This window comes from Geothrix campi, assembly GCF_024609265.1.
Taxonomy (GTDB): Bacteria; Acidobacteriota; Holophagae; order Holophagales; family Holophagaceae; genus Geothrix; species Geothrix campi.
The window spans coordinates 286,028-309,803 of record NZ_JANHMP010000003.1 but is presented as its reverse complement, the minus strand read 5'-3'; the positions used below and the strand labels follow the sequence as shown (position 1 = coordinate 309,803).

The window sequence follows — 23,776 nt, the reverse complement described above, 5'->3', positions numbered from 1 at the left end:
CTGCTAGCATGGACCTTCTCCCCAAGGCCCCCATGTCGATCCGACTCTTCCGCACGAAGTCCCTGGAACAGCTGCGCGCCAGCGCCGACGAGCCGGAGCACCAGCTCAAGAAGAACCTCACGGCCTTCGACCTCACCATGTTCGGGATCGGCGCCATCATCGGCGCGGGCATCTTCTCCAGCATCGGCACGGCGGCCGCGGGGAACATGGTTGACGGTCGGCTGCCCGCCGGGCCCGGCCTGGTGCTCAGCATCCTCATCGTGGCCCTCATCTGCGGCTTCACGGCCCTGGCCTACGCCGAGCTGGCCTCCATGATCCCCGTGTCCGGCAGCGCCTACACGTACGCCTACGCGACCCTGGGCGAGCTGATGGCCTGGATCATCGGCTGGGACCTGCTGCTGGAATACGCCATCTCCAACGTGGCAGTGGCCATCTCCTGGGGCGACTACGCCCGCAGCTTCCTGTCCACGGTGCTGCACGTGGACATCCCCGGCTGGCTGGGCATGGATCCACGCTCCGCGCTGAAGCTCGTGGAAGGCGTGCCCGCCATGGAGCTCGGCGCCAAGCTGCACGCCCTGGCCCAGGCCAAGGCTGGTCTCGCCAACGGCGCCGCCACCTTCCTCAACTGGGACGTGGTGAAGGCCGCCCCCACCGTGGCCGGCTTCCCCATCACCATCAACCTCCTGGCGGTGATCATCACCGTCCTGATCACCTGGCTCTGCTACATCGGTATCAAGGAAAGCGCCCGGGTGAACAGCGTCATGGTGGTCATCAAGGTGATCATCCTGCTAGCGGTGGTGGGCCTCGGCATCCGGTTCATCAACCCCGGCAACTGGCATCCCTTCGTCCCCCACGGCTGGAAGGGCATCCAGGCGGGGGCCGCCATCATCTTCTTCGCCTTCATCGGCTTCGATGCCGTGAGCACCACGGCGGAGGAATGCCGCAATCCGGGCCGCGACCTACCCCGGGGCATCCTGGGCTCCCTGGTCATCTGCACCGTCATCTACGCCGCCGTGGCCCTGGTGGTGACGGGCATGCTGCACTACACCAAGCTGGGGGGCATCGCGGATCCCCTGGCCTACATCTTCACCCAGCACAAGATGGCCGGCATCGCGGGGGTCATCAGCTTCGGGGCCGTCATCGCCACCACCGCCGCCCTCCTCGTCTACCAGGTGGGCCAGCCCCGCATCTTCATGAGCATGAGCCGGGATGGCCTCCTGGGGCCCTGGTTCGGCAAGGTCCATGACCGCTTCAAGACCCCTTCCAACGCCACCGTGCTCACGGGCTTCCTGGTGGCCATCCCGGCGGCCCTGCTCAACATCGACGAGGTGGTGGAGCTGGCCAATATCGGCACCCTGTTCGCCTTCGTCATCGTCTGCGCCGCCGTGCTCATCCTGCGGAAGCGGCGACCGGAGGCGCCCCGGAAGTTCGTCATGCCCTTCGCCTGGCTCGTGGCGCCCCTGGGCATCCTCGGCTGTTTCTGGATCGCCAAGGGCCTGCCCGCCATCACCTGGTACCGCTTCTTCGGCTGGCTGGGCATCGGGCTGGTGATCTACTTCTTCTTCGGATCACGGAACAGCAAACTGGCGGCCCCGGCTGCGCCATGATGATCAGGACGCCTGCGAAAGGGGGTCCTCCATGTTCACCGGCCTGATCCGCCACCTCGGCACCCTCGAATCCCGGTCCTCGCGGCCCGGCGGTGCCCGGCTCCGCATCGCGGCTCCGGCGGATCTGCTGGCCCGCGCCGAGCAGGGCGCCAGCATCGCCGTGAACGGTGCCTGCCTCACCAGCGTGGCTGCGGATGGCCGGGCCTGGGAGGCGGACCTCAGCGAGGAGACGTTGCAGAAGACGACCCTGGGCCGCCTGCCGCTGGGCGCGGCCCTGCACCTGGAGCCCGCCCTGCGGGTGGGCGATCCCCTGGATGGCCACCTGGTCTCCGGCCACGTGGATGGTGTGGGGCAACTGCTGGCGCGTCCCCGCTCCCAGGCTGGCGTGGACGAGGGCATCTGGCGCTTTTCGATGCCTCCGGACCTGGCGCCCATGACCGCCGCCAAGGGCTCCGTCGCTGTGGACGGCATCTCCCTCACCGTGGTGGACTGCGGCAGCGACTGGTTCACCGTGGCTCTCATCCCCGAGACCGTCACTCGCACGGCGCTGGACGCCATGCGCCCCGGCGACCCCGTGAACCTCGAGGCCGACCCCATCGGCCGCTTCGTGGCCCGCGCCCTGGCCCTCCGGGGCAGCGACGAGAAGCTGGCCCGCTTCGCCCAGGGCGGATGGAACGGCTGATCCGCGGACGCGGTCCGGGATTGATCCTGCGGCGAGCTGGTTTTGACGGAGGCCGCTCCGCGCGCTACATTGGCCGCGACACGCCCCCACAAATCGCGCCGAGGCCCCATGCACCCTCGAGCCCTCCTACCGATGCTCTCCTTCGGCCTCGCCTTCGGGGTGGCCTGTGTCAGCCCCAGCGTCACCCAGGGAAAGATGCGGGCCTTCGAGGCTGGACTACTGGGATCCATCCAGGATGGCCAGACCACCCGCCAGGAGGTTCTGCTGCGGCTCGGCACGCCCTCCTCGGCCTTCGAGGGGGGCCGGATCCTCACGTACGATTTCGCGGCGAACCTGGGTGGGGAGTGGGAGCGGGCAGGTGGCGGCCAGGTGAGCGAGTGGGCCTATCCCCATCCGCGGGCTGCAAGCCTCGTGCTGGTGTTCGGCCCGGATGACCGCCTGGTCAGGCACAGCCTGGTGAAGCACCGGCGCCAGCCCGATCCTCCCGTCCAAGAGGCGGTCTCCCAGCCGTCGGACTAGGTTCAAAAGGAGTCTGCCTTGGGTCAGGATCTTCCGCTCGGCCCCCTTCTGGGCGCGCTTCTAGGCTTGGTGCTCTCGGTGGGCTGCACCCCGCCGATGCTGAGGCAGGCGGGGCCGGCCGAGTTGCAGGTGGAGTGGCTGGCCTTCCTGGTGGATGGGAAGACCTCGCGGGAAGACGTGCTGCTCCGGCTCGGAACGCCCAGCGCGCACCTCGAGGGGGAGCGGATCCTCACCTATGCCTTCTCGCCCAACAGGGCCGGCGCCTGGAGTCCGGCGGCGCGGCGCTGGGACCCGACCCAAAAGATCTATGTCTACTCGGGCTACCGCATCGGCAGCCTGGTGTTGGTCTTCGCCGGGGATGGCAGGCTGGTCCGCCACGGCCTCGTGGTGTCCCAGTGAGAAGCTCACCCGGACTGCTCCTGGCGGCCGTGGCCCTGTCCCTCCAGACCGGCTGCCTGATCTGGCCCTTTCCCACGGGAGACCTGCTCGCCGGGCGGGGTCGGATCACCCAGAAGTACGCCGCCCCCCTCCAGGTGGGGGTGGCCACGCGGGAGGACGTGCTGCTCCGCCTGGGAGAACCGGATGAGGTGCAGGCTGGCGGGAAGGTCCTCGTCTACCGCTGGACCGAAATGCGAGGGTTCGTCGCCGTGGGTGCCTATGGCTCGGCAGCGGCGGTTCCCCTCCGAGGTCACCGGGCGTTGAGGCTCGAGTTTGGGGACGACGCGCGCTTGGTTCACCTTGCCTTCGAGAAGGGAGCGCCTGGAACGCCGGCCGAGCCGCCCCCCGCCGAAAATCCCTGAGGCCGCGCCGGGAGCGGGCTACTCCCGCGCGCCCTTGCGGATGCGGTCCATCTCGCGCTTCTGCTCGCGCTGTTTCAGGGCCTCGCGCTTGTCGCCCACGGCCTTGCCTTCGGCCAAGGCGACCTTCACCTTGATCTTCCCCTGCTCGTTCAGGTAGATCGCGAGGGGGATGATGGTGAGGCCCTTGCGCACCACCTTGGCGGTCATCTTGGTGATCTCGGCCTTGTGCAGCAGCAGCTTGCGGGGCCTCAGCGGGTCGTGGTTGGCGTAGGTGCCGAACTCGTAGGGGGAGATGTGGGCCTGCTTCAACCACAACTCACCGGCCACCGCATCCACGTAGGCGTCCTGGAGCTGGCCCAGGCCCGCCCGCAGGGCCTTCACTTCGGTGCCTTGCAGGGCGATCCCCGCCTCCCAGGTCTCGAGGACGTGGTAGTTGTGGAAGGCCTTGCGGTTGCGGACGAGATCCTCACTCATGGGACCAGTGTAACTCCCCGTTAGACTTGTTCTTTTGGGACACAAGGGCCTGCCTTCAGACTGGGGGCGTGCCGCGCAAGGGGCGCCGCCCAAGCGAGACAAGGAGAGCGACGATGGCAATAGCGGCACTATTGATGAGGAACTTGACGCAGTATCGCGCCGGGCGCCGCCTCTTGCCCTCCGGGATGTGGCCAGCCGCCCCCCTGGCTTCGTTATCGGCCTCGAACGATGTCCCGCATCGCCCTTCGGCCGCTGCCTCGCCATGGGTGCGGCTGGCCGGCGTCGCGGCTCACTCCCAGTCTGAAGGAAGGCCCTAGATGCTGCAGAAGATCCTTGCCCCTGTCATCGCCTGGATGCTGGTGGTCATGGCCGCCATGGGCCCGCTGGGGGTCATGCTGCTCATGGCCATCGAGAGTGCCTGCATCCCGCTGCCCAGCGAGGTCATCATGCCTTTTGCGGGCTATCTGGCCTTCCAGGGCAAGCTCACCTTCCTGGGTCTCGGCGCGGGCAGTCCGGTGGCGCAGATCTGGATCGCGGGCGTGTTCGGGGCGCTGGGCTGCAACCTGGGCAGTGTTCCCGCCTATGAGATCGGCGCCTGGGGCGGGCGCCGCGCCATTGAGAAGTACGGCCGCTACATCTGGCTGCACACGGGCCACCTGGACCAGGCCCACCGGTTCTTCGAGCGGTTCGGCTCCGAGGCCATCATCATCGGCCGCCTGCTCCCGGTGGTGCGCACCTTCATCGCCCTGCCCGCCGGCATTGCCCGCATGAACCGCACCCGCTTCCACCTGTACACCTTCGCCGGCAGCCTGCCCTGGTGCCTGGGCCTCGCGTGGATCGGCTACAAGCTCGGCGAACGCTGGAACACCCTGGGCCAATACTTCCACAAGCTCGATGCCGTCATCGGCGCGCTGATCGTGGCCGGCGTCGCGTGGTTCGTGTACGACCACTTCAAGAACAGAAGCAAAGGCTGATCAGCCTGCGAAGCGATCCGTCGCGGCGACCAGGGCCCGCGAGATGCCGGGTTCGTAGGCGCTGTGGCCGGCGTCGGGGACGATGACGAGGTCGGCTCCTGGCCAGGTTTGGGAGAGGGCCCAGGCGCTTTCGATGGGACAGACCATGTCGTAGCGGCCCTGGATGATGGCACCGGGGATGCCCTTGAGCTTTGGGGCGTCGCGCAGGAGCTGGGCCTCGTCCAGCCAACCCTTGTGGAGGAAGTAGTGGCACTCGATGCGGGCGAAGGCCAGCGTCGTGGCCTCGTCGCCGTAGGAGGCGATGAAGTCGGGATCGGGGATGAGCTTGCTGGTGGCGCCCTCCCAGATACTCCAGGCTTTCGCAGCGGGCAGGTTCACGGCGGGGTCCTCGCTCAGCAGGCGTTTCGCATAGGCCTGGAGGAAGTCACCGCGCTCGGCCTCGGGGATGGCGTCGCGGTAGGGCTCCCAGGCATCGGGGAAGATGCGGCTGGCGCCCTCCTGGTAGAGCCAGTCCACCTCGCGTTGGCGCAGCAGGAAGACGCCCCGGAGGATCAGCTCGGTCACACGCTCCGGGTGTTTCTCGGCGTACGCGAGCCCCAGAGTCGCGCCCCAGGAGCCGCCGAAGACCATCCAGCGGTCGATGCCCAGGTGCTCGCGAATCTGCTCGATGTCGGCCACCAGGTCCCAGGTGCCGTTCTCGCGCACCTCGGCGTAGGGGGTGCTCTGGCCGCAGCCGCGCTGATCGAAGAGGATGATGCGGTACTTGTCCGGATCGAAGTAGCGCCGGTGCTTGGGGCTGGTGCCGCCACCGGGCCCGCCGTGGAGGAAGATGACGGGCTTGCCGGCCGGGTTGCCGCTCTCCTCCAAGTGCAGCTCGTGCAGGTCCGAGACCTTCAGGCGCTGGACCTTGTGCGGCTCGAGGGCCGGGTAGAGCCAGCTGACAGGGTCCTTGCGCAGGGACATGGGAGCGCTCCTTACACGAAGAATAGAGCTGCGGCGCCGGCGAGGGCCAGCAGGGTGCCCAGGATCGCATGGCCGCCGACCTTCTCCTTGAAGACGAAGTGGGCCACGGGCAGCAGGATGACCGGCGACAGGGACATCAGCGTGGCCGCCACGCCCATGGGGGCCTTGGCGATGGCGACGAGGGACAGAACCACGCCCAGCACCGGGCCCGTAACGGCGCCGAGGCTGATGAAGGCCGTGGCGCGGCCATCCCGCAGGCCGCCCAGGGTGCCACGCAGGCGCCCCGTGGCTCCGAAGTAGAGCAGCAGGGCCGCCAGGCCCGCGGTCACGCGGATGAGGTTGGCCGAGATGGGCGGGAAGTCTCCCGCCAGACCCTTCATGCTGAAGACGAGACCGACCGATTGCCCCAGGGCGCCACCCGCACCCAGGAGGACGCCCCGCCACAGGTGGGGGTGGGCCTCGTGCTCGCCATCGCCCCACACCACCCAGGCGATGCCACCGAGGGTGACGAGCATGGCGAGGATCTTGGGCAGGCTCAGGTTCTGGCCGAGGAAAAGCCAGGCCAGCAGGGCGCTGAAGATGGGCGAGAGGGTCATGAGCAGCATCGCCAGCCGGGGGCCGATGAGCAGGAACGACTCGAACAGCACCGCGTCGCCCAGGGCGAAGCCGATGAGGCCCGACACGCCCAGCCAGCCCAGGCGTGCGCCGCCCGCCTGCAGGGGGAAGAGGGTGCCGTAGAGGCCCAGGTGAAGCAGGAGCAGCACACCCCAGGCCATGAGCAGGCGGGTCAGGTTCACGCTGGCTGAACCCACGCGGCGTCCGGCCACCGTGAAGCAGACGGAATTGAGGGCCCAGCAGGCAGAGGTAAGAAGGGCGGCACTTTCGCCGAGATACGTCATACGAACATCTGCAGGATCCCGTTGCTCATGAGCATGCCCCGGGCGCTGAGGCGCACCCGGTCGCCCTCCCAGACCGTGAGTCCTTCTTTGGCCAGGGCTCGCAGGCGGGCCTCCCAGCCATCACAAAGGGGCCGCAGATTCAGGGCCTCGGCCTTCCGGTGCAGGGCGCCCCAATCTACGCCGCGGTGCAAGCGCAGGCCGAGAAGGGGGATTTCGGCCAGGGTTTCCGCGGCATCCAGCTCCTGGAAGTCGAGCTCACCGCGCCCTTCGGTCCAGGCGGGGATGACGGAGGATTCGGTCCACCGGAAGTCCCCTAGTTGCGAGGCCGCGCTCGGGCCCAGGCCCAGGTAGGGCCGGCGCTCCCAGTAGCGCGTGTTGTGGATGGACTCTCCGCCAGGCCGGGCGTAGTTGCTGATCTCGTAGGGCGCCAGGCCGAGGCGCGGCAGCTCCTCCTGGAGGGCCTCGAAGACATCGGCCACCTCGTCCTCGGAGGGCAGCGCCAGGCGGCCCGCGTCGATCTCGGCGCGGAGGGGGCAGGCCTTGTCCAGGTCCAGGAGGTAGACGCTGAGGTGATCGATACCCGTGGCGGTGAGGGTCCGGGCGTCCTCGACCACTTTGGACAGCGATTGTCCAGGGATGCCCACCATGAGGTCGGCGCTGCGCCGCCGGAACCCGGCTTGCAGCGTGAGGTCCAGGGCATCCAGGGCCTGGGCGGCGCCATGGATGCGCCCCAGCCGCCCCAGGAGGCCATCGTCCAGGGCCTGCACGCCCAGGCTGACGCGGTCCCAGCCCAGGTCCCGGGCACCCTGGAGCCAGGCCAGGTCCACGGTGCCCGGATTGGCCTCGAAGGTGGCTTCGACGAGCGGCGTCAGATCGAAGGCATCGTGCAGGGCGGTCGTGAGATCGGCCAGCTCCCGGGCGGACAGCAGGGAAGGCGTGCCGCCGCCCAGGTAGAGCGTGTCCACGGCAGGGCGGTCGAGGGCGGCGCCCCAGGCCCGCACCTGGGCGATGAGGCGGGCGGTGGTTTGCGGCTGGAGGCTCCGGTCCCGGGTGGTGGCGAAGGAGCAGTAGGTGCAGCGATCCAGGCAGAAGGGCACGTGCAGGTAGAGCCCAATGGGCTCCGACCGGGCGGCGATCCTGAGCCCCGACAGCCTTTCCGCCAGGGGGGGCGGAAGGTCAGGGATCAACCATCACCTGCTTGACTGTTTCGCGGAGGGCGCGGACCTCCCCCGGAAACCGCCAGGGGACCTGGGTGGGTTCGGCGGCCTGCGCAAGCGCCTGGTAACGCTGCTGCAGGAGTGCATGGCGTTCGGGGCGGGGCATCCGTCCGCCCATGTGGACCTCGAGCAATTCCAGATTCTGCTGGAGGCGGGCCGACTGGGGATGGTAGAGGAAGACGTTCAGGAGCAGGTGCCCAAAGGCGAGCCCCAGGAGCAGGAATCCGCCCACCACGGGGAGGCGCAGCCCGGGGGCCTGCCCGAGGGCCAGCCACCAGCCCAGGAGGCCCATGAGGGCGAACGCCAGGAAGGGGACCAGGGGCATGGCCCACAGCCCGTTGCCCCACAGGCAGTCGTGGATGAGGGAATCGGCCACGGCCTCGAGGGTGCGGCGGTCACTGGCGGTCCGCGCCTTGAGCAGGTGCTGGTCCAGGGCGTCCCAGGCCTGCTTCTGGATGGGATTGAGCACGACCCGGCGCCCGCCGGCGCTTTCGCTCGGACGGATGGGTTGGATGCGCTGCCGCCGCCCTGGTTCCACCCCGGGCGGCGGCGGGGGGTCCAGGATTTCCGCGTCAGCCGGTGGCGGCGTGTTGGTGACGTGGGTCTGCCCGCTGGCATCACGCCAGTAGTAGGTCGGCGACGGCTGACCGAGGAGGGCCAGGACGAGCAGCCCGGCAGCGGCGGTCACCATGCGGCCCCAGAGTGCCTGACAAAACCTCCACGGGGCCGCGCGAGGTCCGCCGGGCGAGCGAGGCGAGGAAGGCGAGGAGATGCGTAGCGGGCACTACGCGCGACGAGCGTGACGAAGCACCGCGACGCCCGCCGGCCCTCGCCCGGAGGGATGAAGCCAGGCAGGCGCCCCGCGGCGTCAGCGCCCTTGAACGATGTCCCGCATCGTCCTGCGTGCCCTTCCTTGCGGTGCATCCTGCCTGGCGTCATCGCGGCCTCGTCGGGGTTTTGTCAGGCACTCTTAGAACTGGGCATCGAGGGCCTCGCACCAGAAGTGGTAGATCATCTGGTGGATTTCCTGGATGCGGGCCGTCACCGTGGACGGCACCACCAGGACATCGTGCATCAGACCCGCCAGCTTGCCGCCATCGCGCCCCAGGAGGCCCAGGGTGTGCAGGCCCAGCTCTTTCGCGGTGGCCACCGCGCGGATGACGTTGGGGCTGTTCCCGCTGGTGCTGATGCCGATGAGGAGATCACCGGGCCGGCCCAGGGCTTCCACCTGCCGGGAGAAGATCTGGTCGAAACCATAGTCGTTGCCGATGGCGGTGAGGGCGGAGGTGTCCGTGGTGAGGGCGATGCCCGCCAGGGCACGGCGCTCCTTCAGATAGCGTCCGCTCAGCTCGGCGGCCAGGTGCTGGGCGTCGGCGGCGCTGCCGCCATTGCCGCAGACGAGGATGCGGCCGCCCCGCTTCAGGCGTTCGGTCATATCGTCCGCCTGGGCGAGGATATGGTCCAACTCCTGCTCGAAGAAGGTCTGCTTCAGCTGGATGGACTCCTGGACGTGCTGGAGGAGGATCTGCTTCATGCCGCCGATTGTGACAGGAATTCCACTCCCGGGATCCGCCAAGCCCTGGCAGACTGCGGTGAGTCTTGCCCCTTCCGAGCGTGGGTCCCATGGAATGGATTGCCCTCAAACACGCCCTGCTGTCCCACCTCCCGGTGGCGACCGGACTGCTGCTGCCTTGGGCCCTGTTCGCCTCCCAGCGGGCCGGGCGCGGGATCCGGCCCTGGTGGACCGTATGCCGCTACCTCGGTTGGGTGGGCCTGCTGGGCCTGCTCGCCGCCCTCATCAGCGGCTCCGCCGCCGGGCGGGCGTTCGGCCTGATCCCCGCCGGGCGGATCTTCCCCCTGCCGGCTTCCGGCTACGGGGCGGACGCCCTGCTGTTCCGGCATGCGGTGATCGCCACCAGCGCCGCCCTTTTCGCGGTGCCAGCGCTCTGGGCCATGAACCGGGCGCGCAAGGACCACCAGAGCCTGGGCGTCCTGGCCCTGGTGTTGGGGCTTGGCTGGTCCGCGCTGCTCCTGGCGAACGGCTACTCGGGCTATGTGCTGGCCCACCCGGGCCGTCCCGTCCCCGTTCCGCCCACCGTGGCGAAGGTCGTTGAAGCTCCCGCGCCTCCGGTGGACCCGGAGGCGCAGGCTCCGCTCCGGGCGCTGGACTACGCCGCGTTGGAGGCGCTCCACGCCGAGCCGGTGAAATCCGCCGCTCACGGCAGTCGTTGGATCCGCGCCTGGGCCAATCCGGCCGCTGCGTCGGCCTACCGGGCCGGCCGGGCGCTGCCATCGGGCGCCCTGGTGGTGCTGAGCAGCCTGGAAGACCGCTGGGGCCGACCCGGGACCGAGCCCGGTCCCCTGTATGTCCTGGAGATGAAGGGGGAGGCTCCCTCGCTCACCTTCTACTGGCCCCAGGTGCCCGTGGACCGCCGTCGGGAAACCGGGGGTGAGACGCGAGCCTATTGGCGCGGCCAGGATCCCCACTTGGACGCCTGTCGCGCGTGCCACGCCGGCGGCATGGCCGATCCCGCCCAACGCAGCCGGTGGCGCGTGCCGCGCGTCCGGCAGAGTCCGACAAATTAGGCCCGCTCCACCAGTGGGAACAGCCGGGCCTTCTCCTGGTCGATGCGCTGCCTGAGGGTCTGGAGCAGGTCCTTCGAGGTCTGGATGAAGGCCTCCGGCGCCAGCCGAATGGTTTCCGCGCTGGTCCAGTGGTGACTGAACTGGCGCAACCGGGCCTTCAGCTCGCCCAGGTCGGCTTCCAGGCCTTTGGCAGCCAGCTGGATATCCGCATCCAGGGCGCCGAGCAGGGCCGGGTAGAGGACCGTGTTTTCCATGGACAGGTGGGCCTTGACCGAGGCGACGAGGTGCTGCGAAGCGGCCAGGTACAGATCCGGATGGCTGCGCACCAGCGCGGGAGCCAGCCGGGCTTCATGCTCACGGGCCAGGCGGAGCAGTTCAAGGTGGTGGAGATGGTAGGGGGCGAGACTGGCATCCATGACAGCTCCTCGTGTACAAGGTATCGGTAGCGACCCACGGTGCTTGAATCGCGATGCCAAAAAAGGGCCGACCCGAGGGCCGGCCCTTTCCCGGCGGCCCGGCCCTCAATCGATGGTGAACTCGCCGCTGTCGATGATGGTGATCTCCGCGGGCAGGAAGCGGACGTCGTAGCCCTTCTCCTTCAGCAGGTGGTAGGCCAGCTCGGCGCGGATGCCGGTGGAGCAGTGGCAGAGGATCTTCGCATCCTTCGGGAGCTCGGAAAGGCGGGCCAGGAGCTGCGGTTCGGGGATCGTGAGGGCGCCCTTGATGATCCCGTTCCTGGTCTCGTCGGGGTTCCGCACATCCAGGATCACCACGCCGCGCTGGGCGGGGGCCAGTTCCGCGAGCTTCGTGAAGTCCGCGGGCGAGATGGAGCCCGGGCGGGGCTTGGGCACGAAGGTGGCCTTGGTGGCCAGGGCGCCGGTCTCGATGGGCAGCGCCGCGGCCTGCCAAGCCTGGAAGCCCCCGGACAGAATGTTCACGCCCACATAGCCAGCTTTGACGAGGTCCGTGGCCACGGCCTTCGCGGCCTCGCCGCCCGTGGCATCCACCACCACCACGGGAGGCTTCAGCCTGGCCAGAGGGAAGGTCTCGAGCAGGCCGGCCGTCTTCGCGGGATCCGCGGCCACGGCGCCCCTCAGGAAGCCCTTGGCAGCCTCGGCGGCGGGCCGTGCATCGAGGATCACCAGGGGGGTGTTGGTATCCAGGTAGGCGGCCTTCAGCGAGGCGGGGCTCAGCACGCCGAAGTTCTTCCGGGTCCAGGCGGGCATGCCGTCCACGAACACCTTGGCGCGCGTGTATCCCAGCTTCTTGGCCTTGGCGAGCGAACCGGGGCTCATGTTGCAGGTCTTCCCGCTGCAGTAGAAGATCACCAGCGCCCCTTTGTCGGCGGGCAGTTTGTCGACGTTCTTGTCGAAGGCCGGGAAGGGCAGGTTCACGGCCGTGGGGATGGCGCCCTCCATGAAGCGCGGCGCGGGCCGGGAATCGAAGAGGAAGTATTTCCCTTTCTCGGGTCCCATGGCCACCAGCTTCTGGACCTCCTCCAGGGTGGCGATCTCCTCCGCCGCGAGCTTGACGGGGGGCTTGGCGAACACCGCCACGGCGGTCTTGACGCCCTCTTTCTCGGTGTACTCGACCCGCATCTCGTGGCCCTTGGCGATGGACTTCAGCGCCGCTTCTGCATTGGCGGCGGGCTCGGGCGTGACGACCTTCAAGGTGGCCATGTCGAAGCGCAGCACCTCCGTGCGCTCGTCGATCTTCACCTGGAACGAATGGTTCATCAGGAGCAGGTTGTCGAAGTGGCCGCGCAGGTTGCCGGGGGCCGTGGTGTGGCAGGTGGCGCAGATCTTCGCGGAGGCGGGCTTCGGGGCCGGCGCGTCGGCGGCGGACACCAGGGCGCAGGCGGCGGCCAGCACGAGGATGAGGCGGTTTCGGGATGCCATAGACTCTCCATCGGTCAAGTACGATTGGAGTCTATGGTTGTTTGCCCATGCGTGCAGGTGGATTGTGACCACGGTCTATGGACACCGTGGTGGAAGCTTCAGCCCACCTTGCGATGGAATGAAAATACAGGCGTGACGAGCCGGTCAGACTGAGATCAGTTCTCGTCCGTGAACAGGCTGGGCGGTTCCACCTTCTTCTTGCCCAGGAAGGACTGGGCGTCCACCAGGGAGCAGGCCAACCACTGGAACCGGTACTTGTCGCGCTCCTCCAGATCCCGCGCCCCTCCCGCGGCTCGGACAACCCCAAGCGCACGAGAAAGGGGAACCACCGATGCACACTGATGAACACCGATAAAAGAATTGAGAACGGCAGGATGGTCCCGAGGCGTCGACCCATTCACGCCCGTGCTGCGGCGCGAGCGACCCTTCCGATCGCCTCCCCCGTCTTCTTGATCCGCTTTCAATCGGTGTCCATCGGTGGCAAACATGCTATTTGCTTTTCTCTGCGTCTTCTGTGCGCCTCTGCGGCTCTGCGTTCCAGCTCCTTAGCGCTGGAAGCGAAGCCCAAGCGCATGTGCCTATTCGGCCTCGACCAGGACTTCCCGCGGTTTGCCTGCGCCCCGGTCCGGCCCGACGATGCCCTCTTCTTCCATGCGGTCGATCAGCCGCGCCGCCCGGCCATAGCCCAGGTTCAGCTTGCGCTGGAGCAGGCTGGTGCTCGCCTTCCGTTCCCGTCGCACCACGGCGAGGGCGCGCACGTAGATATCGTCGCCGCCGCCCATCTCCGCCTCGTCGAAGAGGGCGGTCTCCTCCTCGGTCTCCATGGCGCTGATGAGGGCCTGGTTGTAGTCGGGCCGGCCGCGTTCCCGCAGCCAGGTGACGAGGCGCAGGGTCTCCTCTTCCGTGAGGAAGGGCGCGTGGATGCGCTTCGGATGGCTGGCGCCGTTGGGCAGGAAGAGCGCGTCGCCGGCGCCCAGCAGCTGTTCGCCGCCGCCGGAATCCAGGATGGTGCGGCTGTCGATCTTGGTACGCACGCGGTAGCTGAGGCGGCTGGGCAGGTTGGCCTTGATGACGCCGGTGACCACGTCCACGCTGGGCCGCTGGGTGGCGAGGATGAGGTGGATTCCCACGGCCCGGGCCTTCTGCGCGATGCGCGCGATGCTGTCCTCCACCTCGCTGCGGGCCACCATCATCAGGTCCGCCAGCTCGTCGATGACCACCACCACGTGGGGCATGAGCTCCAGCACGGAGGGCCGGTCGGGCCAGCGGGGATTGGGCGTGCGTTCGGAGATGTCGAGCGATCCACCGGCCTCGGCCACCTTGGTGTTGAAGCCCTTCACGTCACGCACGCTGAGCAGGGCCAGGCGGCGGTAGCGGTCCTCCATCTGGGCCACGACCCACTTGAGCACGCGGCCCGCCTCCTTCATGTCCGTCACCACCGGCGCCCAGAGGTGCGGGATGTCCTCGTAGACGCCCAACTCCACCATCTTGGGATCCACGAGGATGAGCTTCACCTCGTCGGGCTGGGCGCGCACGAGGCAGGAGCAGATCATCGCGTTCACGCCCACGCTCTTGCCGCTGCCGGTGCTGCCGCCGATGAGCAGGTGGGGCATCTTGTTGAGATCGGCCACCACGGGCTTGCCGGAGATGTCCTTGCCGAGGGCCAGCTGGAGCAGGCCCGGCGCATCGCGGAAGGCCGGGCTGTCGATGACCTCGCGGAAGGTGATGATCTCCCGCCTGGGGTTGGGCACCTCGATGCCCACCAGGTTCTTGCCCGGGATGCGGTCCATGCGCACGGCCTCGGCCTGCAGGGCCAGCGCCAGGTCCTCCTCCATGCCCAGGATGCGGGACAGCGGGATGCCGGGATCGGGCTGGAACTCGAAGACCGTGACCACCGGGCCCGGCTGCATGCCGGTGACGGCGCCCTTGATCTTGAATTCGGACAGTTTCTGTCCAATCACTTCCTTGATGGCTTCCAGGGCCGCCAGGTCAGCCTTGGCGTGCTGGCCCGGGGGATCGAAGAGGCGACGGGGCGGGAGGGTTTCCCGGGCGGCGGGGCCTGGCTCCGCATCGGGCGGAAGGGCGGGCAGCGGGCGCGACGGCGTGGGCTCCATGAGGGGCAGGGGCGGCTGGACGATTTCCCGGCCGAAGCGGTCCTTCGCGACCTGGGGCTTGGCCACGGTGGGCCTTGGTTTGGGCGGTGCCGGGGCCTCGGCCAGCAGCTTGGCCCGGAAGGGGGCGTCGGCAGTCGGCGCGGAGGTCGCCGGAAGGGGCTGCGCCTCGATGAGGGTCTGGGCGGTGTCGAGGTTGATGGACTGGATGGCGGGCAGCAGGTCTTCGGTCCGGACCGGGGGCCGCTTCTTCCGGGCTTCCGCCGTTTCCAGCTCGGCCTTGAGGAGGGCTTCGCGCTGGGCCTCCAGGGCCTGCTGGCGCTGGGCCAGGGCCAGCAGGGCGGCGCCGTCTGAAGCGTCAAGGTCGGGCTGGTCGGGGTTGCGGCCGCGGAGGAAGGGGCGCTTCACCATGCCGAGGAAGCCCTGGAATCCCTTGACCGGCATGGGCTTCATCCAGGGCCAGGCGGTTTCACCCAGCCAGCGGTGCAGCAGTCTCCCCAGCGCTCGCGTCAGAGAGGGGGCCAGTACCAGGGCGCAGATGAGGGCCACCAGGAGCAGCAGCAGGGGCAGTCCGATGGGGCCGAGGAACCGGCGCTGCGCGGGCCAGAGGGCACTGCCCAGCCAACCGCCCCAGCGGAACTCCACGGTGCCGCCACCTTCAAGCCCGGTCCAGGTCCGGCTGCCGAAGGCGCCCAAGGCGGTCCATACGACCAAGCCCAGGCCCAGCCAAGCCAGGCGGCCGGGCCAGCGGTGCCCTTCCCTGGGCCAGGCCTCCCAGAGCAGGTAGGGCGGAGCGATCCACGCCCCCATGCCGATGAGGGTCTGCAGCAGGCCCGCCACCGTCGCGCCCACGACGCCGCAGAGGTTCTGCACGCCCGCCACCGCGGCGCCCTGGGTGAAGGGGGTCGGATCCAGCGGATGGAAGCTGGCCAGGGAAAGCAGCAGCACCAGGGCCACGAAGCCCAGCACCGCCCGCAGCATCCAACGGCCGAGTCCCTGCAATGCGCCTCCACTGTGTCTGGGCATCAGTGTAGCCCAGCGGCGCCGAGGTCAGCGGGCCTGGGCCGCGAAGCCGGGAGGTTGCAGGAGGGCGAGGCGCAGCTGCGGGTCCCAGGCCGGCTTCCCCAGGTCGTGCAGGAAGGTGCCCGCCGGCACGAAGGTCCACCCCTCCTGCCGCGCCCGGTCCATGAAAGCGCCGAGACCGGCCGAGGGACGATCCTTCTCGACCCGTTCCGAGCCCAGGTGCATCAGGACGATGATGCCATCGCCGTCGCGATTCAGGCGTTGCTGGAGGCGGCGGAGAATCGCGTCGCCACTGCGGTAGAGGCGGCGCTCATTCGGCGTGGCCCAATCGAGGGTGTCCGCGCCTTCGCTCCAGCCCACATGCCGGTAGCCCAGCTCCTCGGCCCAGCGGCGGATTTCGGCCGTGTGCTCGCCGTAGGGAGCCCGCCAATAGGGATCCATGGGCCGGCCCAGGAGGCGCACCAGGGCCGCATCGGCCTCCAGCAGCTCCCGCTGCACCCGCTCCCGGGTCCACTTGGGATCGCGCTTCATGCCCGGCGCAAAGTGAGGATGGTTCATGGTGTGGTTGCCCAGCTCGTGCCCTTCGGCCGCCATGCGTTTCACCAGGGCGGGGTACCGCTGGATGAAGGCCCCGGTGAGGAAGATCGTGGTGCGCACGCTCCGGGCCTTGAGCGCGTCCAGCACTTCGGTGGCGACCTCGGAGGTGGAGCCGCCATCGAAGCTGAGCAGAAGCCGCTTCTGCCCCCCGGGGCCCCGGGTGAGGTTGAGGGCCTCGCCCATGCCGGGCCAGGACGTGGCCTGGGAGGCCGGAGTGAAGGGCCCGGGCGAAAGCTGGAACGGGGATCCCGGTGAGGGGGGGACGCGGGTCAGGTTGGTGGCGGAGGCTGGCGCTGCCGGGAGGGCCTTCGGTGGCCGTGCCGTCTGGGCTGTCACTGGCGTGGTCGCGAAGCGGGCCCTGGCGAGGGTCGGGAGGCTGGTCTGCGGAGCCGGCGGTGGGACGGGAGGAGCGAGCCTGTCCCCGGACGCCGTTCGGTGGGTGGCTCTGGGGGCAGGAGGGCGAGAGAAGTCGAAGCGGGCCAGGATCTGGCCGGACCCTGTGCGCAGGACCGCAGCCTCGCCTTCGGGTGGCCGGAAGAGTTCCCAGCGCACGGCCCCTGCTTCGGCGAAGCGCACCTCCCGGATGGAGCGCCCTTCCAGCACCAGATCGGTGGGACCGGCCACTTCGCCCTCCACGAGGGCCAGCCCGCCCAGCGGACGCCAGGTCCAGCCGACATTGGATGCGGCGGGGGGCTTGGGCTTGGCTGCGGGAGGCGGCGCCTGCGATCCCGGGGTCGCCTGCTGGTCGCAACCCGCCAGCGCCAGGAGCAGGCCCAGGAGCAGGGTCGGAAGCAGCGCGGTGGCGCGGGCGTGCTTCATGGTTCCGTGCTTTCCCGGCAGAGGGCCCAGTAGTTGGCCTTCTCGCGGATTCGCACGGACACAGGCCGCAAGGCGGCGTTCTGCAGGTGGCGGAAGGCCAGTTCGGCGAGAGCCTCGGCGGTGGGATTGCGCCCCTCCAGGGCGGTCATCTGGTTCAGCAGGTGGTAGTCGACGGCCTCCACCCACATGTCCAGGGCCTTGGTGAAGACGATCTCATCCGCCTCCGCAAGGACTTCCACCGTGGCCTCCACTTCCCAGTTGTGCCCGTGGCGATCCTCCTGGAAGCCAGGAAGGTCATGGAAATGATCGGCCACGAAGGGACGGCGGAGGGAGAGGGTGGAGGGCATGGCTGAGTATAGCTATCGGCCATTCAGGAGCGGGCATTAGGTCTTGACGATCGGCCCCGGGGCGCCGGGCAGGAGTTCGGCGCGGAGGGCGTCGAGGTAGGCGGTCATGGTGCGCTGGCGGGCCCCGGCCCGGCGGCGCCCCGCGGCAGTGGTCATGCCGGCGGCCAGTTTGAGGAGCTTGCGTTCGAAGTGATCCAGGCTCCAGGCCTTGTCGTCCAGCTCCCGGCCCTCGGCCCAGGGATCCTCCGGGTGCCAGAGCCCCGCGCCGAAGCTGGCGCCGGTGGCGAAAACCCGGGCGATGCCGATGGCGCCCAGGGCCTCCAGGCGGTCGGCATCCTGGAGCACGGCTGCCTCCAAACTGCCGGGGGCCTGGCCCCCACTCCAGCTGTGGGTGGCCACGGCGGCGGCGATGACCTCCGCCTTCGCCTCCAGGCCCGGCGTCTCCCGGCACCAGAGGGGCACCTGCTCGGCGGCCAGGCGGGCTGTGAGGGGGGATTCGGGATGGTTCTTGGGGCGGTAGACCAGGTCGTGCAGCAGGGCCGCGGCCACACAAACCTCGACATCGGCTTTCTCCTCGGCAGCCAGCTCTCCGGCCAGACGCGCCACCCGCAGGATATGGCCCAGGTCATGGGCCGCGTCCCGGAGGAAGGGCTCGCTGGCCAGATGGGCGCGGAGCCTGGTCAGCAGCGGGTCGAACCAGGGGAAGGGGGAGTCTGGCGTCATGGCTCCAGGCTACCGGTTGTGCCGATGATCACGATATTTAATATTGAGACTCTATCTCGTTTGATTAAAATGGGGATTGAGGCCGGACATGTTCCTCTGCGTCTGCAACGCCATCACCGAAGACCAGGTCGTCTGGGCCGTGCGGGAGCGCGGCGCGGAGTCGGTGGCGGCGGTCTTCGAGGCCTTGGCCGCCAAGCCGGACTGCGGCCGCTGCCTGGGCGCCATGGCGGAGGCGGTGCTGGCCATCCGGGCCGGGGAGCCTGTGCGGGTGGCTCAGGATCCGCTGGCCACGCCCTGGGGCTGCCGAGGCCGTTGCCGGCCCACCTGGGGGGAAGCGGCTGGAATCGCCAAGGCCAGTTGAAAGTCGTTGTGAAGAACCGGCAAAAGTCGCTATCGTGAGCCCCTTTCCCGAGGAGGCCCCATGCAAGGCGACGCCACCCTCATCCAGCACCTGAACCGGTTGCTCCGCAACGAACTCACGGCGATCAACCAGTACTTCCTCCACGCCCGCATGTGCCGGAACTGGGGCCTGAAGGAGATGGGGGAGCACGAATACAAGGAATCCATCGATGAGATGAAGCACGCGGACCGCCTGATCGAGCGGATCCTCTTCCTGGAGGGTCTGCCCAGCATGCAGGACCTGCACAAGCTCCGCATCGGCCAGAACCCCAAGGAGGTCCTGGAAGGCGACTTGGCGTTGGAGATGGACGCCATGAAGGATCTGCGGGAGACCATCGCCTACGCCGAGGGCATCCGGGACTATGTCAGTCGGGATCTCGCCCGGGAGATCCTCGCCAGCGAAGAGGAGCATGTGGACTGGTTGGAGACCCAACTGGACCTCATCGGCCAGATGGGCCTCCAGAACTTCGTCCAGCGCGCGGCAGGCGGATTCTCCTGACCCGGCCCACCGGGGCTTCCACCAGGATGGCCGGTGGAGCGGCTTGAACGTGGCCATGTAAGATGGGCCTTCCTGGAGGACCCATGCGGAGCCTGACCACGCTGCTGTTGAGCCTGCTGTTGGCGACTGTCGCCTGGGCTCAGAGGGCGGATGCGTCCTTCGACCCCGTGAAGAGCGTGGACCTCGGGTTCCAGAAGGGGGCCGTGGTGCTGACCGTGCCCGCCGGTGCGCACCTGAAGGCCTCCTTCATGGAGGTGGCCAAGAAGAGCGGGGCCGGCTCCCTCAAGGTGGGCCCCTTGCCCGCCACGGATGCCAAGGATGAGATCGGCGATGGCATCTGGCACGGCACCGTGCGCATCCCCCTGCGGGGCGAAGGGCTCACCGGCACCGTGAAGCTGGAGATCACCTACCAGCCCTGCACCGAGGGTGAAGGTGGCGTCTGCTTCCCACCCACCACGCGGACGCTGGAGGTGAAGGCGGGGGAGATTCCGGCTGCCGCTTCGGCGGCCGTGGTGCTGGAGAAACCCGCGGTTTCTCCGGTGGAAAAAGCTGTAGAACCTGCAGCCCCCGTGGCTTCCTCTCTTCCCCCGGCGCAGACGGCCACGCCTGCGCCCGCATCCGAGCACTCGGGTCTGGTCTGGTCCCTGCTGCTGGTCTTCCTCGCGGGCATGGGGGCCTCACTTACCCCCTGCGTATACCCGATGATCCCCATCACCATGGCCATCGTGGGGGCCAAGGGCAGCGGCAAGGCCAAGGGCTTCGCGCTGTCGGCCATGCTGGTGCTGGGCATGGCGGTCACCTACACGACGCTGGGCGTGCTGGCGGCCCGCAGCGGCGCGGCCTTCGGGGCCTTCGCGCAGAAGCCGGCCTTCCTCATCCCGGTGTCCCTGCTTTTCGCGGCTTTCGCGCTGTCGCTCTTCGGGGCCTTCGAGATCGCCCTGCCCCCGGGCCTCGCCATGAAGCTGCAGGGCGACGGTTCCCGCAAGGGTTTCGGCGGCGCCTTCCTCATGGGCCTGGTGTTAGGTCCCATCTCGGCACCCTGTGTGGGCCCCGTCATCGGCGCGGTACTGGTGGGCATCGCTCAGCGGGGGGATGTCTTCATGGGCGGCCTCCAGCTCTTCGTCTTCGCCCTGGGCATGGGCGTGCTGTTCCTGGCAGTGGGCACCTTCTCGGCGGCGCTGCCCAAGAGCGGCGAGTGGCTCACGCGGTTCAAGCAGGGCATGGGCCTGGTGGTGCTGGGCTTCGCGGCCTGGAACGTGCGACTCGTGGTGCCGGACTGGGCGAACTTCGCCATGTGGACCCTCGTGATGCTCGCGGGCGCGGCGGTGTTCGGCGCCTTCGAGGCGGCCGAAGGGCTGGTGGGCCAGCTGCGCAAGGGCTTTGCCCTCCTGATGCTGGCGCTGGCCCTGCTGCTGGGCGTGCGCACCGTGGAAACCTACCTGAAGGTGGACCTGCTACCCAAGGGCGGCGCGGCGGTCCTGGCGGACGAGCACGCCGGCTGGATGGAGCAGGATCTCGAAGGCGCGCTCGCCAAGGCCAAGGCCGAGCACAAGGTCGTGCTGGTGGATATCTACGCCGACTGGTGCGCCCAGTGCAAGGAACTGGACGAGAAGACCTGGCCCGACGCCGCGCTGAAGCAATGGATCACCGCGAACGCCGTGCCCATCCGCATCGATACCGACGCCAAGCGCAAGGACCTGGCCGCGAAGCTGCAGATTCGCAGCTACCCGACCGTGCTCCTGCTCGACGCGGACGGCAAGGAACTGCGCCGCATCCTCGGGTTCCAGAAACCCGAGACCATGAAGGCCTGGCTCGAAGGCAAATAAGGAGGGCCCGCGGACGCGGGCCCTATCTGAATCCGCACAGCGGATTCAGCCGAATGCTACTTGCCCAGGAACTGCTCCAGCGTCTTCTCCAGGTTCTCTCCTCGCAGCTGGGCTCCGGCCGCCACGATCTTCCCATCGGGGCCAATGAGCAAAGCCTTGGGGATGCCCATCACGCCGTAGGCGTCGGCCAGGGGATTCTTGAATCCGCCCTCGATGTAGGCGTGCTTCCAGGGCATGGGCGTGGCGGCTTGCTGGCGGAAGGGCGCCACGTGTTCGAGGCGGCGGTCGAAGGAGAGGGAGAGGATCTCGAAGGGCTTCGCCTTGAACTTGGCCCAGGCGGCGTGCAAGCCGGGCAGCTCGACCCGGCAATCCGGGCACCAAGTGGCCCAGAAGTCGATGAGCACGTACCTGCCCTTGAAGGTGTCGAGCGTGTAGGTGGTCTTGGGATCATCCAGGGCCTTCAGGCTGAAGGCTGGGGCGGGACGGCCCGGTCCTGTCTTGGCTTCCGCATCCAGGAAGGTCTGGGCCCTCTGGGCCAGGGGGCTGCCGGGGAACTGGGTCTGGATGGCGTCGAAAGCGGCCTTCCAGCCGGCTTCGTCCCCCGCCTCCAACCGCGCCAGGAAGTGGTCGAAGAGCAAGGTGCGGCGGAGGCCGGCATCCGCATGCTTCATGCGGGCCTCAGCCACATAGGCGTCCCAGCCCTTGGGATCGGCGGCGGCGCGGGCTGAGAGCAGACCGGGATCCAGGCTCCAGGCGGCAGCGGTGGGGGGGACCTCCTGGCGCACCTGGTCGAGGAGGGCGGGCGTCGGCTGGGCCTTGGCCAGCTGCAGGTGGAACAGCTTGCTGACCAGCAGGGCCTGCCGCATGTCGAGACGCTTTTCGACGGCCAGGCGGGCATCAAGGTCCGCCAGTTCCTTGCCGCAGTCGCCCTTGAAGTCCTTGGTGTTGCCGCCGGCCTTCATGAAGGCGGCGCGGGCTTCCATCACGGTTTTGACTTTCGCCCTGGCGGCATCAAGCACGGCCCGAGGGCCCGCCGCGGGGGCCGGGGCCTGGAGCGCGGGCAGGGCCGTCATCAGGCAGATCAGGGGCAGGGGCATGGATCCTCCGGCGGGGTCAGGCTCGCTGGTCATAATACCTCGATTGACGAGGCTATGGCTGGCCGGGCTTCACGGCTTCGGTCGCCATCCGAGCAGGGGTCAGGACCCGCTCCAGGAGCGCCCGCATGAGCGCGTGGCCGACAAAGCCATCCGTACAGCCGATGTGCAGCTCCGCGTGCGGCAGGACAGGCAACCCCTCTCGAGGGGCGTGGACCGCCCTGGCTATCGGAAGCCTCGCACCAGGTCGAGGCCCGCTTCCGTCCTGCTGAGGTACCAGGTCAGGGCCTGGCCATCCATGAGGTGCACGGCTGCGTGTGGGAAGCGCCTCTGCAGCTCCGCCTGGTGCCGGCGGTTGAAGCGGTAGGGCTCGGTGGGGAGGAGGATGACCTCGGGGGCGAGGACCTCCAGGTCCGTTTCCGACAGCACGGGGTAACGGTCTGGGCCGATGGGCGTGAAGCCGCCTTGGCGCAGCAGGTCGCCCAGGTAGGTATCGGGCCCGGCGCTCATCCAGGGCTCCTTCCAGATGAGGACCAGGGCCCGGGGGCCCTTGCGGCGGCGGCCCTTCAACGAGGCTTCCAGGGCGGTGGCGCGCGCCTCGCCGGCCTCGGGTACTCCCAGGCGGATGCCGAGTTCCCGCAGGGCGGCGACGCAGTCTTTCACCGTGCGGATCTCCAGGGCCAGCCAGGGAAGGCCGAGGGCCGTGAGGGCGTCGGCCACCTCTTTCGGGTTCTCGTCCCGTTCGAGGATTACGAGATCCGGTGCCAGGTCCCGGATCCGGTCCAGGTCGGGGTTCTTGGTGCCGCCTACGGCGGGCACCGTATTGCGGATCCACTTGGGTTCGATGCAGTAGCGCGTGCGCCCCGCCAGTCGGGCCGCCAGCCCCCACTGCACGAGCAGTTCCGTCACCGACGGCACGAGGCTCACGATGCGTTGGGGGGCGTCATCCGTTGGAACCTGCGTGGCGGGTGCCGCGGCCCGAGGCCTGGGGACTGAAGCCTGAGGACTGGCCAAAGCCAGCCTCACACCCAGGTGCGGATCCTTCATCTGCCCGAGCCCCGTGGGGCAGAGGTCCAGCAGGGGGCAGGCGGCGCAGTCCGGGCGGCGGGCGTCGCAGATGCGGCGGCCGTGGAAGATGAGCTGATGGTGCAGCTCGATCCAGTCTTCCCGGGGGAAGAGGCGGCAGAGATCGGCTTCCACCTTCTCGGGCGTGGTGGCCTTCGACAGGCCCAGCCGGCGCGCCACGCGGAAGATGTGGGTGTCCACCGCCAGGGCCGGCACGCCGAAGGCGTTGGCCAGGACGACATTGGCCGTCTTCTGGCCCACACCCGGCAGGGCTCCCAACGCAGCGGGCGCCGAGGGCACCTGACCACCATGTCGCGCCATCAGGGCCTGTCCGAGTCCGATGAGGTTCTTCGCCTTGTTGCGGAAGAATCCCGTGGATTTGATGAGGGCTTCCACGTCCTCCTGGCGGGCCTCCGCCAGGCTTGCCGCGTCGGGAAAGCGGGCGAAGAGGGCGGGTGTGGTGAGGTTCACCCGGGCGTCCGTGCACTGGGCGCTGAGGATGGTGGCCACCACCAGCTGGAAGGGATCCCGGTGGTCGAGGGCGCAGCGGGCGTCGGGATAGGCGGTGCGGAGCCGGGCCTGGAGCTCGCGGGGTTGAGGCTTGGATGAACGCATGGCACCAGGATAGAGCCCCGCCCTCCGGAAGACGCGCCG

Annotated in this window: 26 protein-coding genes; 10 read left to right on the top strand and 16 right to left on the bottom strand. The window is 68.8% G+C overall.

Features of this window, described 5'->3' with window-relative positions; translation table 11 throughout:
- Positions 1–32 precede the first annotated feature (32 nt).
- From NOV65_RS13285 to NOV65_RS13265, 5 genes are all read left to right on the top strand, one after another.
- Positions 33–1,607 (top strand): APC family permease, encoded by a 1,575-nt coding sequence (locus NOV65_RS13285; protein WP_257306948.1) that lies wholly within the window; start codon positions 33–35, stop codon positions 1,605–1,607.
- 31 nt (positions 1,608–1,638) lie between these two features.
- Positions 1,639–2,289: a riboflavin synthase gene (locus NOV65_RS13280; protein WP_257306947.1), complete on the top strand. Its 651-nt coding sequence runs from the start codon at positions 1,639–1,641 to the stop codon at positions 2,287–2,289.
- A gap of 108 nt (positions 2,290–2,397) precedes the next feature.
- Complete coding sequence (locus tag NOV65_RS13275; RefSeq protein WP_257306946.1) at positions 2,398–2,808, top strand: hypothetical protein; 411 nt, start codon at positions 2,398–2,400, stop codon at positions 2,806–2,808.
- An 18-nt stretch (positions 2,809–2,826) separates the two neighbouring features.
- Positions 2,827–3,207, top strand: a complete 381-nt coding sequence (locus NOV65_RS13270; RefSeq protein WP_257306945.1) for a hypothetical protein — start codon at positions 2,827–2,829, stop codon at positions 3,205–3,207.
- Positions 3,204–3,608 carry a hypothetical protein gene (locus tag NOV65_RS13265; RefSeq protein ID WP_257306944.1) on the top strand — a complete coding sequence of 135 codons (405 nt, stop codon included), beginning with the start codon at positions 3,204–3,206 and terminating at the stop codon, positions 3,606–3,608. Before NOV65_RS13270 ends, NOV65_RS13265 begins: the two co-directional genes overlap by 4 nt.
- An 18-nt stretch (positions 3,609–3,626) precedes the next feature.
- Here the strand turns inward: NOV65_RS13265 and smpB are convergent, their stop codons facing one another.
- A complete protein-coding gene (gene smpB, locus NOV65_RS13260) occupies positions 3,627–4,082 on the bottom strand; it encodes an SsrA-binding protein SmpB (protein ID WP_257306943.1) in 456 nt (151 codons plus the stop codon).
- Positions 4,083–4,399: 317 nt separating this feature from the next.
- Between smpB and NOV65_RS13255 the strand changes: the two genes are divergently transcribed.
- Positions 4,400–5,056 carry a DedA family protein gene (locus tag NOV65_RS13255; RefSeq protein ID WP_257306942.1) on the top strand — a complete coding sequence of 219 codons (657 nt, stop codon included), beginning with the start codon at positions 4,400–4,402 and terminating at the stop codon, positions 5,054–5,056.
- Here NOV65_RS13255 and pip read toward each other — a convergent pair whose 3' ends face one another.
- From pip to gmhA, 5 genes are all read right to left on the bottom strand, one after another.
- The gene (gene pip / locus NOV65_RS13250; protein WP_257306941.1) at positions 5,057–6,019 is read right to left on the bottom strand and encodes a prolyl aminopeptidase; all 963 of its coding nucleotides are present in this window, start codon (positions 6,017–6,019) and stop codon (positions 5,057–5,059) included.
- 11 nt (positions 6,020–6,030) lie between these two features.
- Positions 6,031–6,918 (bottom strand): DMT family transporter, encoded by an 888-nt coding sequence (locus tag NOV65_RS13245; protein WP_257306940.1) that lies wholly within the window; start codon positions 6,916–6,918, stop codon positions 6,031–6,033.
- On the bottom strand, positions 6,915–8,105 hold the full coding sequence (gene hemW, locus NOV65_RS13240) for a radical SAM family heme chaperone HemW (RefSeq protein WP_257306939.1): 1,191 nt from the start codon (positions 8,103–8,105) through the stop codon (positions 6,915–6,917). Before hemW ends, NOV65_RS13245 begins: the two co-directional genes overlap by 4 nt.
- Entirely contained in the window at positions 8,095–8,826 is a 732-nt protein-coding gene (locus NOV65_RS13235; protein ID WP_257306938.1) for a DUF4124 domain-containing protein, read from the bottom strand. The genes hemW and NOV65_RS13235 overlap by 11 nt, the downstream gene beginning before the upstream one ends.
- A 279-nt stretch (positions 8,827–9,105) precedes the next feature.
- Entirely contained in the window at positions 9,106–9,669 is a 564-nt protein-coding gene (gene gmhA / locus NOV65_RS13230; protein ID WP_257306937.1) for a D-sedoheptulose 7-phosphate isomerase, read from the bottom strand.
- Positions 9,670–9,758: 89 nt separating this feature from the next.
- On the opposite strand from gmhA, the gene NOV65_RS13225 reads away from it, so the two are divergent.
- Positions 9,759–10,721, top strand: coding sequence for a hypothetical protein (locus NOV65_RS13225; protein ID WP_257306936.1), 963 nt, complete (start codon positions 9,759–9,761; stop codon positions 10,719–10,721).
- Here the strand turns inward: NOV65_RS13225 and NOV65_RS13220 are convergent.
- The 7 genes from NOV65_RS13220 to NOV65_RS15495 form a co-directional block, all read right to left on the bottom strand.
- Positions 10,718–11,137 (bottom strand): hemerythrin domain-containing protein, encoded by a 420-nt coding sequence (locus NOV65_RS13220; protein ID WP_257306935.1) that lies wholly within the window; start codon positions 11,135–11,137, stop codon positions 10,718–10,720. The genes NOV65_RS13225 and NOV65_RS13220 overlap by 4 nt on opposite strands.
- A gap of 105 nt (positions 11,138–11,242) precedes the next feature.
- The gene (locus NOV65_RS13215) at positions 11,243–12,619 is read right to left on the bottom strand and encodes a rhodanese-like domain-containing protein (RefSeq protein WP_257306934.1); all 1,377 of its coding nucleotides are present in this window, start codon (positions 12,617–12,619) and stop codon (positions 11,243–11,245) included.
- 155 nt (positions 12,620–12,774) lie between these two features.
- The gene (locus tag NOV65_RS13210) at positions 12,775–12,948 is read right to left on the bottom strand and encodes a hypothetical protein (RefSeq protein WP_257306933.1); all 174 of its coding nucleotides are present in this window, start codon (positions 12,946–12,948) and stop codon (positions 12,775–12,777) included.
- A gap of 249 nt (positions 12,949–13,197) precedes the next feature.
- Positions 13,198–15,732, bottom strand: a complete 2,535-nt coding sequence (locus NOV65_RS15500; RefSeq protein WP_306672137.1) for an FtsK/SpoIIIE family DNA translocase — start codon at positions 15,730–15,732, stop codon at positions 13,198–13,200.
- A 48-nt stretch (positions 15,733–15,780) separates the two neighbouring features.
- Entirely contained in the window at positions 15,781–17,169 is a 1,389-nt protein-coding gene (locus NOV65_RS13195; RefSeq protein ID WP_257306932.1) for a polysaccharide deacetylase family protein, read from the bottom strand.
- Positions 17,166–17,516, bottom strand: coding sequence for a 6-pyruvoyl trahydropterin synthase family protein (locus NOV65_RS13190; protein ID WP_257306931.1), 351 nt, complete (start codon positions 17,514–17,516; stop codon positions 17,166–17,168). Before NOV65_RS13190 ends, NOV65_RS13195 begins: the two co-directional genes overlap by 4 nt.
- 36 nt (positions 17,517–17,552) lie before the next feature.
- Entirely contained in the window at positions 17,553–18,239 is a 687-nt protein-coding gene (locus tag NOV65_RS15495) for an HD domain-containing protein (protein ID WP_306672136.1), read from the bottom strand.
- An 88-nt stretch (positions 18,240–18,327) separates the two neighbouring features.
- Here NOV65_RS15495 and NOV65_RS13180 point away from each other — a divergent pair, with 88 nt between their 5' ends.
- From NOV65_RS13180 to NOV65_RS13170, 3 genes are all read left to right on the top strand, one after another.
- Positions 18,328–18,600, top strand: coding sequence for a (2Fe-2S)-binding protein (locus NOV65_RS13180; protein ID WP_257306930.1), 273 nt, complete (start codon positions 18,328–18,330; stop codon positions 18,598–18,600).
- 60 nt (positions 18,601–18,660) lie between these two features.
- Entirely contained in the window at positions 18,661–19,137 is a 477-nt protein-coding gene (gene bfr / locus NOV65_RS13175) for a bacterioferritin (protein WP_257306929.1), read from the top strand.
- An 83-nt stretch (positions 19,138–19,220) separates the two neighbouring features.
- Positions 19,221–20,963 carry a protein-disulfide reductase DsbD family protein gene (locus NOV65_RS13170; RefSeq protein ID WP_257306928.1) on the top strand — a complete coding sequence of 581 codons (1,743 nt, stop codon included), beginning with the start codon at positions 19,221–19,223 and terminating at the stop codon, positions 20,961–20,963.
- Positions 20,964–21,019: 56 nt separating this feature from the next.
- On the opposite strand, the gene NOV65_RS13165 is transcribed toward NOV65_RS13170, so the two are convergent.
- The 3 genes from NOV65_RS13165 to nth are packed head-to-tail and all read right to left on the bottom strand — an operon-like array spanning position 21,020 to position 23,737.
- The gene (locus tag NOV65_RS13165) at positions 21,020–22,060 is read right to left on the bottom strand and encodes a TlpA family protein disulfide reductase (protein ID WP_257306927.1); all 1,041 of its coding nucleotides are present in this window, start codon (positions 22,058–22,060) and stop codon (positions 21,020–21,022) included.
- A gap of 52 nt (positions 22,061–22,112) precedes the next feature.
- Positions 22,113–22,253 carry a hypothetical protein gene (locus tag NOV65_RS13160; protein ID WP_257306926.1) on the bottom strand — a complete coding sequence of 47 codons (141 nt, stop codon included), beginning with the start codon at positions 22,251–22,253 and terminating at the stop codon, positions 22,113–22,115.
- Positions 22,254–22,282: 29 nt separating this feature from the next.
- Positions 22,283–23,737 (bottom strand): endonuclease III, encoded by a 1,455-nt coding sequence (gene nth, locus NOV65_RS13155; RefSeq protein WP_257306925.1) that lies wholly within the window; start codon positions 23,735–23,737, stop codon positions 22,283–22,285.
- Between the last annotated feature and the right edge of the window lie 39 nt (positions 23,738–23,776).

Coding starts and splice junctions, on each gene's coding strand:
- smpB (WP_257306943.1), bottom strand. CDS start 4,082: ATGAGTGAGGATCTCGTCCGCAACCGCAAGGCCTTCCACAACTACCAC.
- NOV65_RS13255 (WP_257306942.1), top strand. CDS start 4,400: ATGCTGCAGAAGATCCTTGCCCCTGTCATCGCCTGGATGCTGGTGGTC.
- nth (WP_257306925.1), bottom strand. CDS start 23,737: ATGCGTTCATCCAAGCCTCAACCCCGCGAGCTCCAGGCCCGGCTCCGC.
- NOV65_RS13285 (WP_257306948.1), top strand. CDS start 33: ATGTCGATCCGACTCTTCCGCACGAAGTCCCTGGAACAGCTGCGCGCC.
- NOV65_RS13235 (WP_257306938.1), bottom strand. CDS start 8,826: ATGGTGACCGCCGCTGCCGGGCTGCTCGTCCTGGCCCTCCTCGGTCAG.
- NOV65_RS13225 (WP_257306936.1), top strand. CDS start 9,759: ATGGAATGGATTGCCCTCAAACACGCCCTGCTGTCCCACCTCCCGGTG.
- NOV65_RS13215 (WP_257306934.1), bottom strand. CDS start 12,619: ATGGCATCCCGAAACCGCCTCATCCTCGTGCTGGCCGCCGCCTGCGCC.
- NOV65_RS13195 (WP_257306932.1), bottom strand. CDS start 17,169: ATGAAGCACGCCCGCGCCACCGCGCTGCTTCCGACCCTGCTCCTGGGC.
- NOV65_RS13180 (WP_257306930.1), top strand. CDS start 18,328: ATGTTCCTCTGCGTCTGCAACGCCATCACCGAAGACCAGGTCGTCTGG.
- NOV65_RS13190 (WP_257306931.1), bottom strand. CDS start 17,516: ATGCCCTCCACCCTCTCCCTCCGCCGTCCCTTCGTGGCCGATCATTTC.
- pip (WP_257306941.1), bottom strand. CDS start 6,019: ATGTCCCTGCGCAAGGACCCTGTCAGCTGGCTCTACCCGGCCCTCGAG.
- NOV65_RS13170 (WP_257306928.1), top strand. CDS start 19,221: ATGCGGAGCCTGACCACGCTGCTGTTGAGCCTGCTGTTGGCGACTGTC.
- NOV65_RS13280 (WP_257306947.1), top strand. CDS start 1,639: ATGTTCACCGGCCTGATCCGCCACCTCGGCACCCTCGAATCCCGGTCC.
- NOV65_RS13220 (WP_257306935.1), bottom strand. CDS start 11,137: ATGGATGCCAGTCTCGCCCCCTACCATCTCCACCACCTTGAACTGCTC.
- NOV65_RS13275 (WP_257306946.1), top strand. CDS start 2,398: ATGCACCCTCGAGCCCTCCTACCGATGCTCTCCTTCGGCCTCGCCTTC.
- NOV65_RS15495 (WP_306672136.1), bottom strand. CDS start 18,239: ATGACGCCAGACTCCCCCTTCCCCTGGTTCGACCCGCTGCTGACCAGG.
- bfr (WP_257306929.1), top strand. CDS start 18,661: ATGCAAGGCGACGCCACCCTCATCCAGCACCTGAACCGGTTGCTCCGC.
- NOV65_RS13165 (WP_257306927.1), bottom strand. CDS start 22,060: ATGCCCCTGCCCCTGATCTGCCTGATGACGGCCCTGCCCGCGCTCCAG.
- NOV65_RS13245 (WP_257306940.1), bottom strand. CDS start 6,918: ATGACGTATCTCGGCGAAAGTGCCGCCCTTCTTACCTCTGCCTGCTGG.
- gmhA (WP_257306937.1), bottom strand. CDS start 9,669: ATGAAGCAGATCCTCCTCCAGCACGTCCAGGAGTCCATCCAGCTGAAG.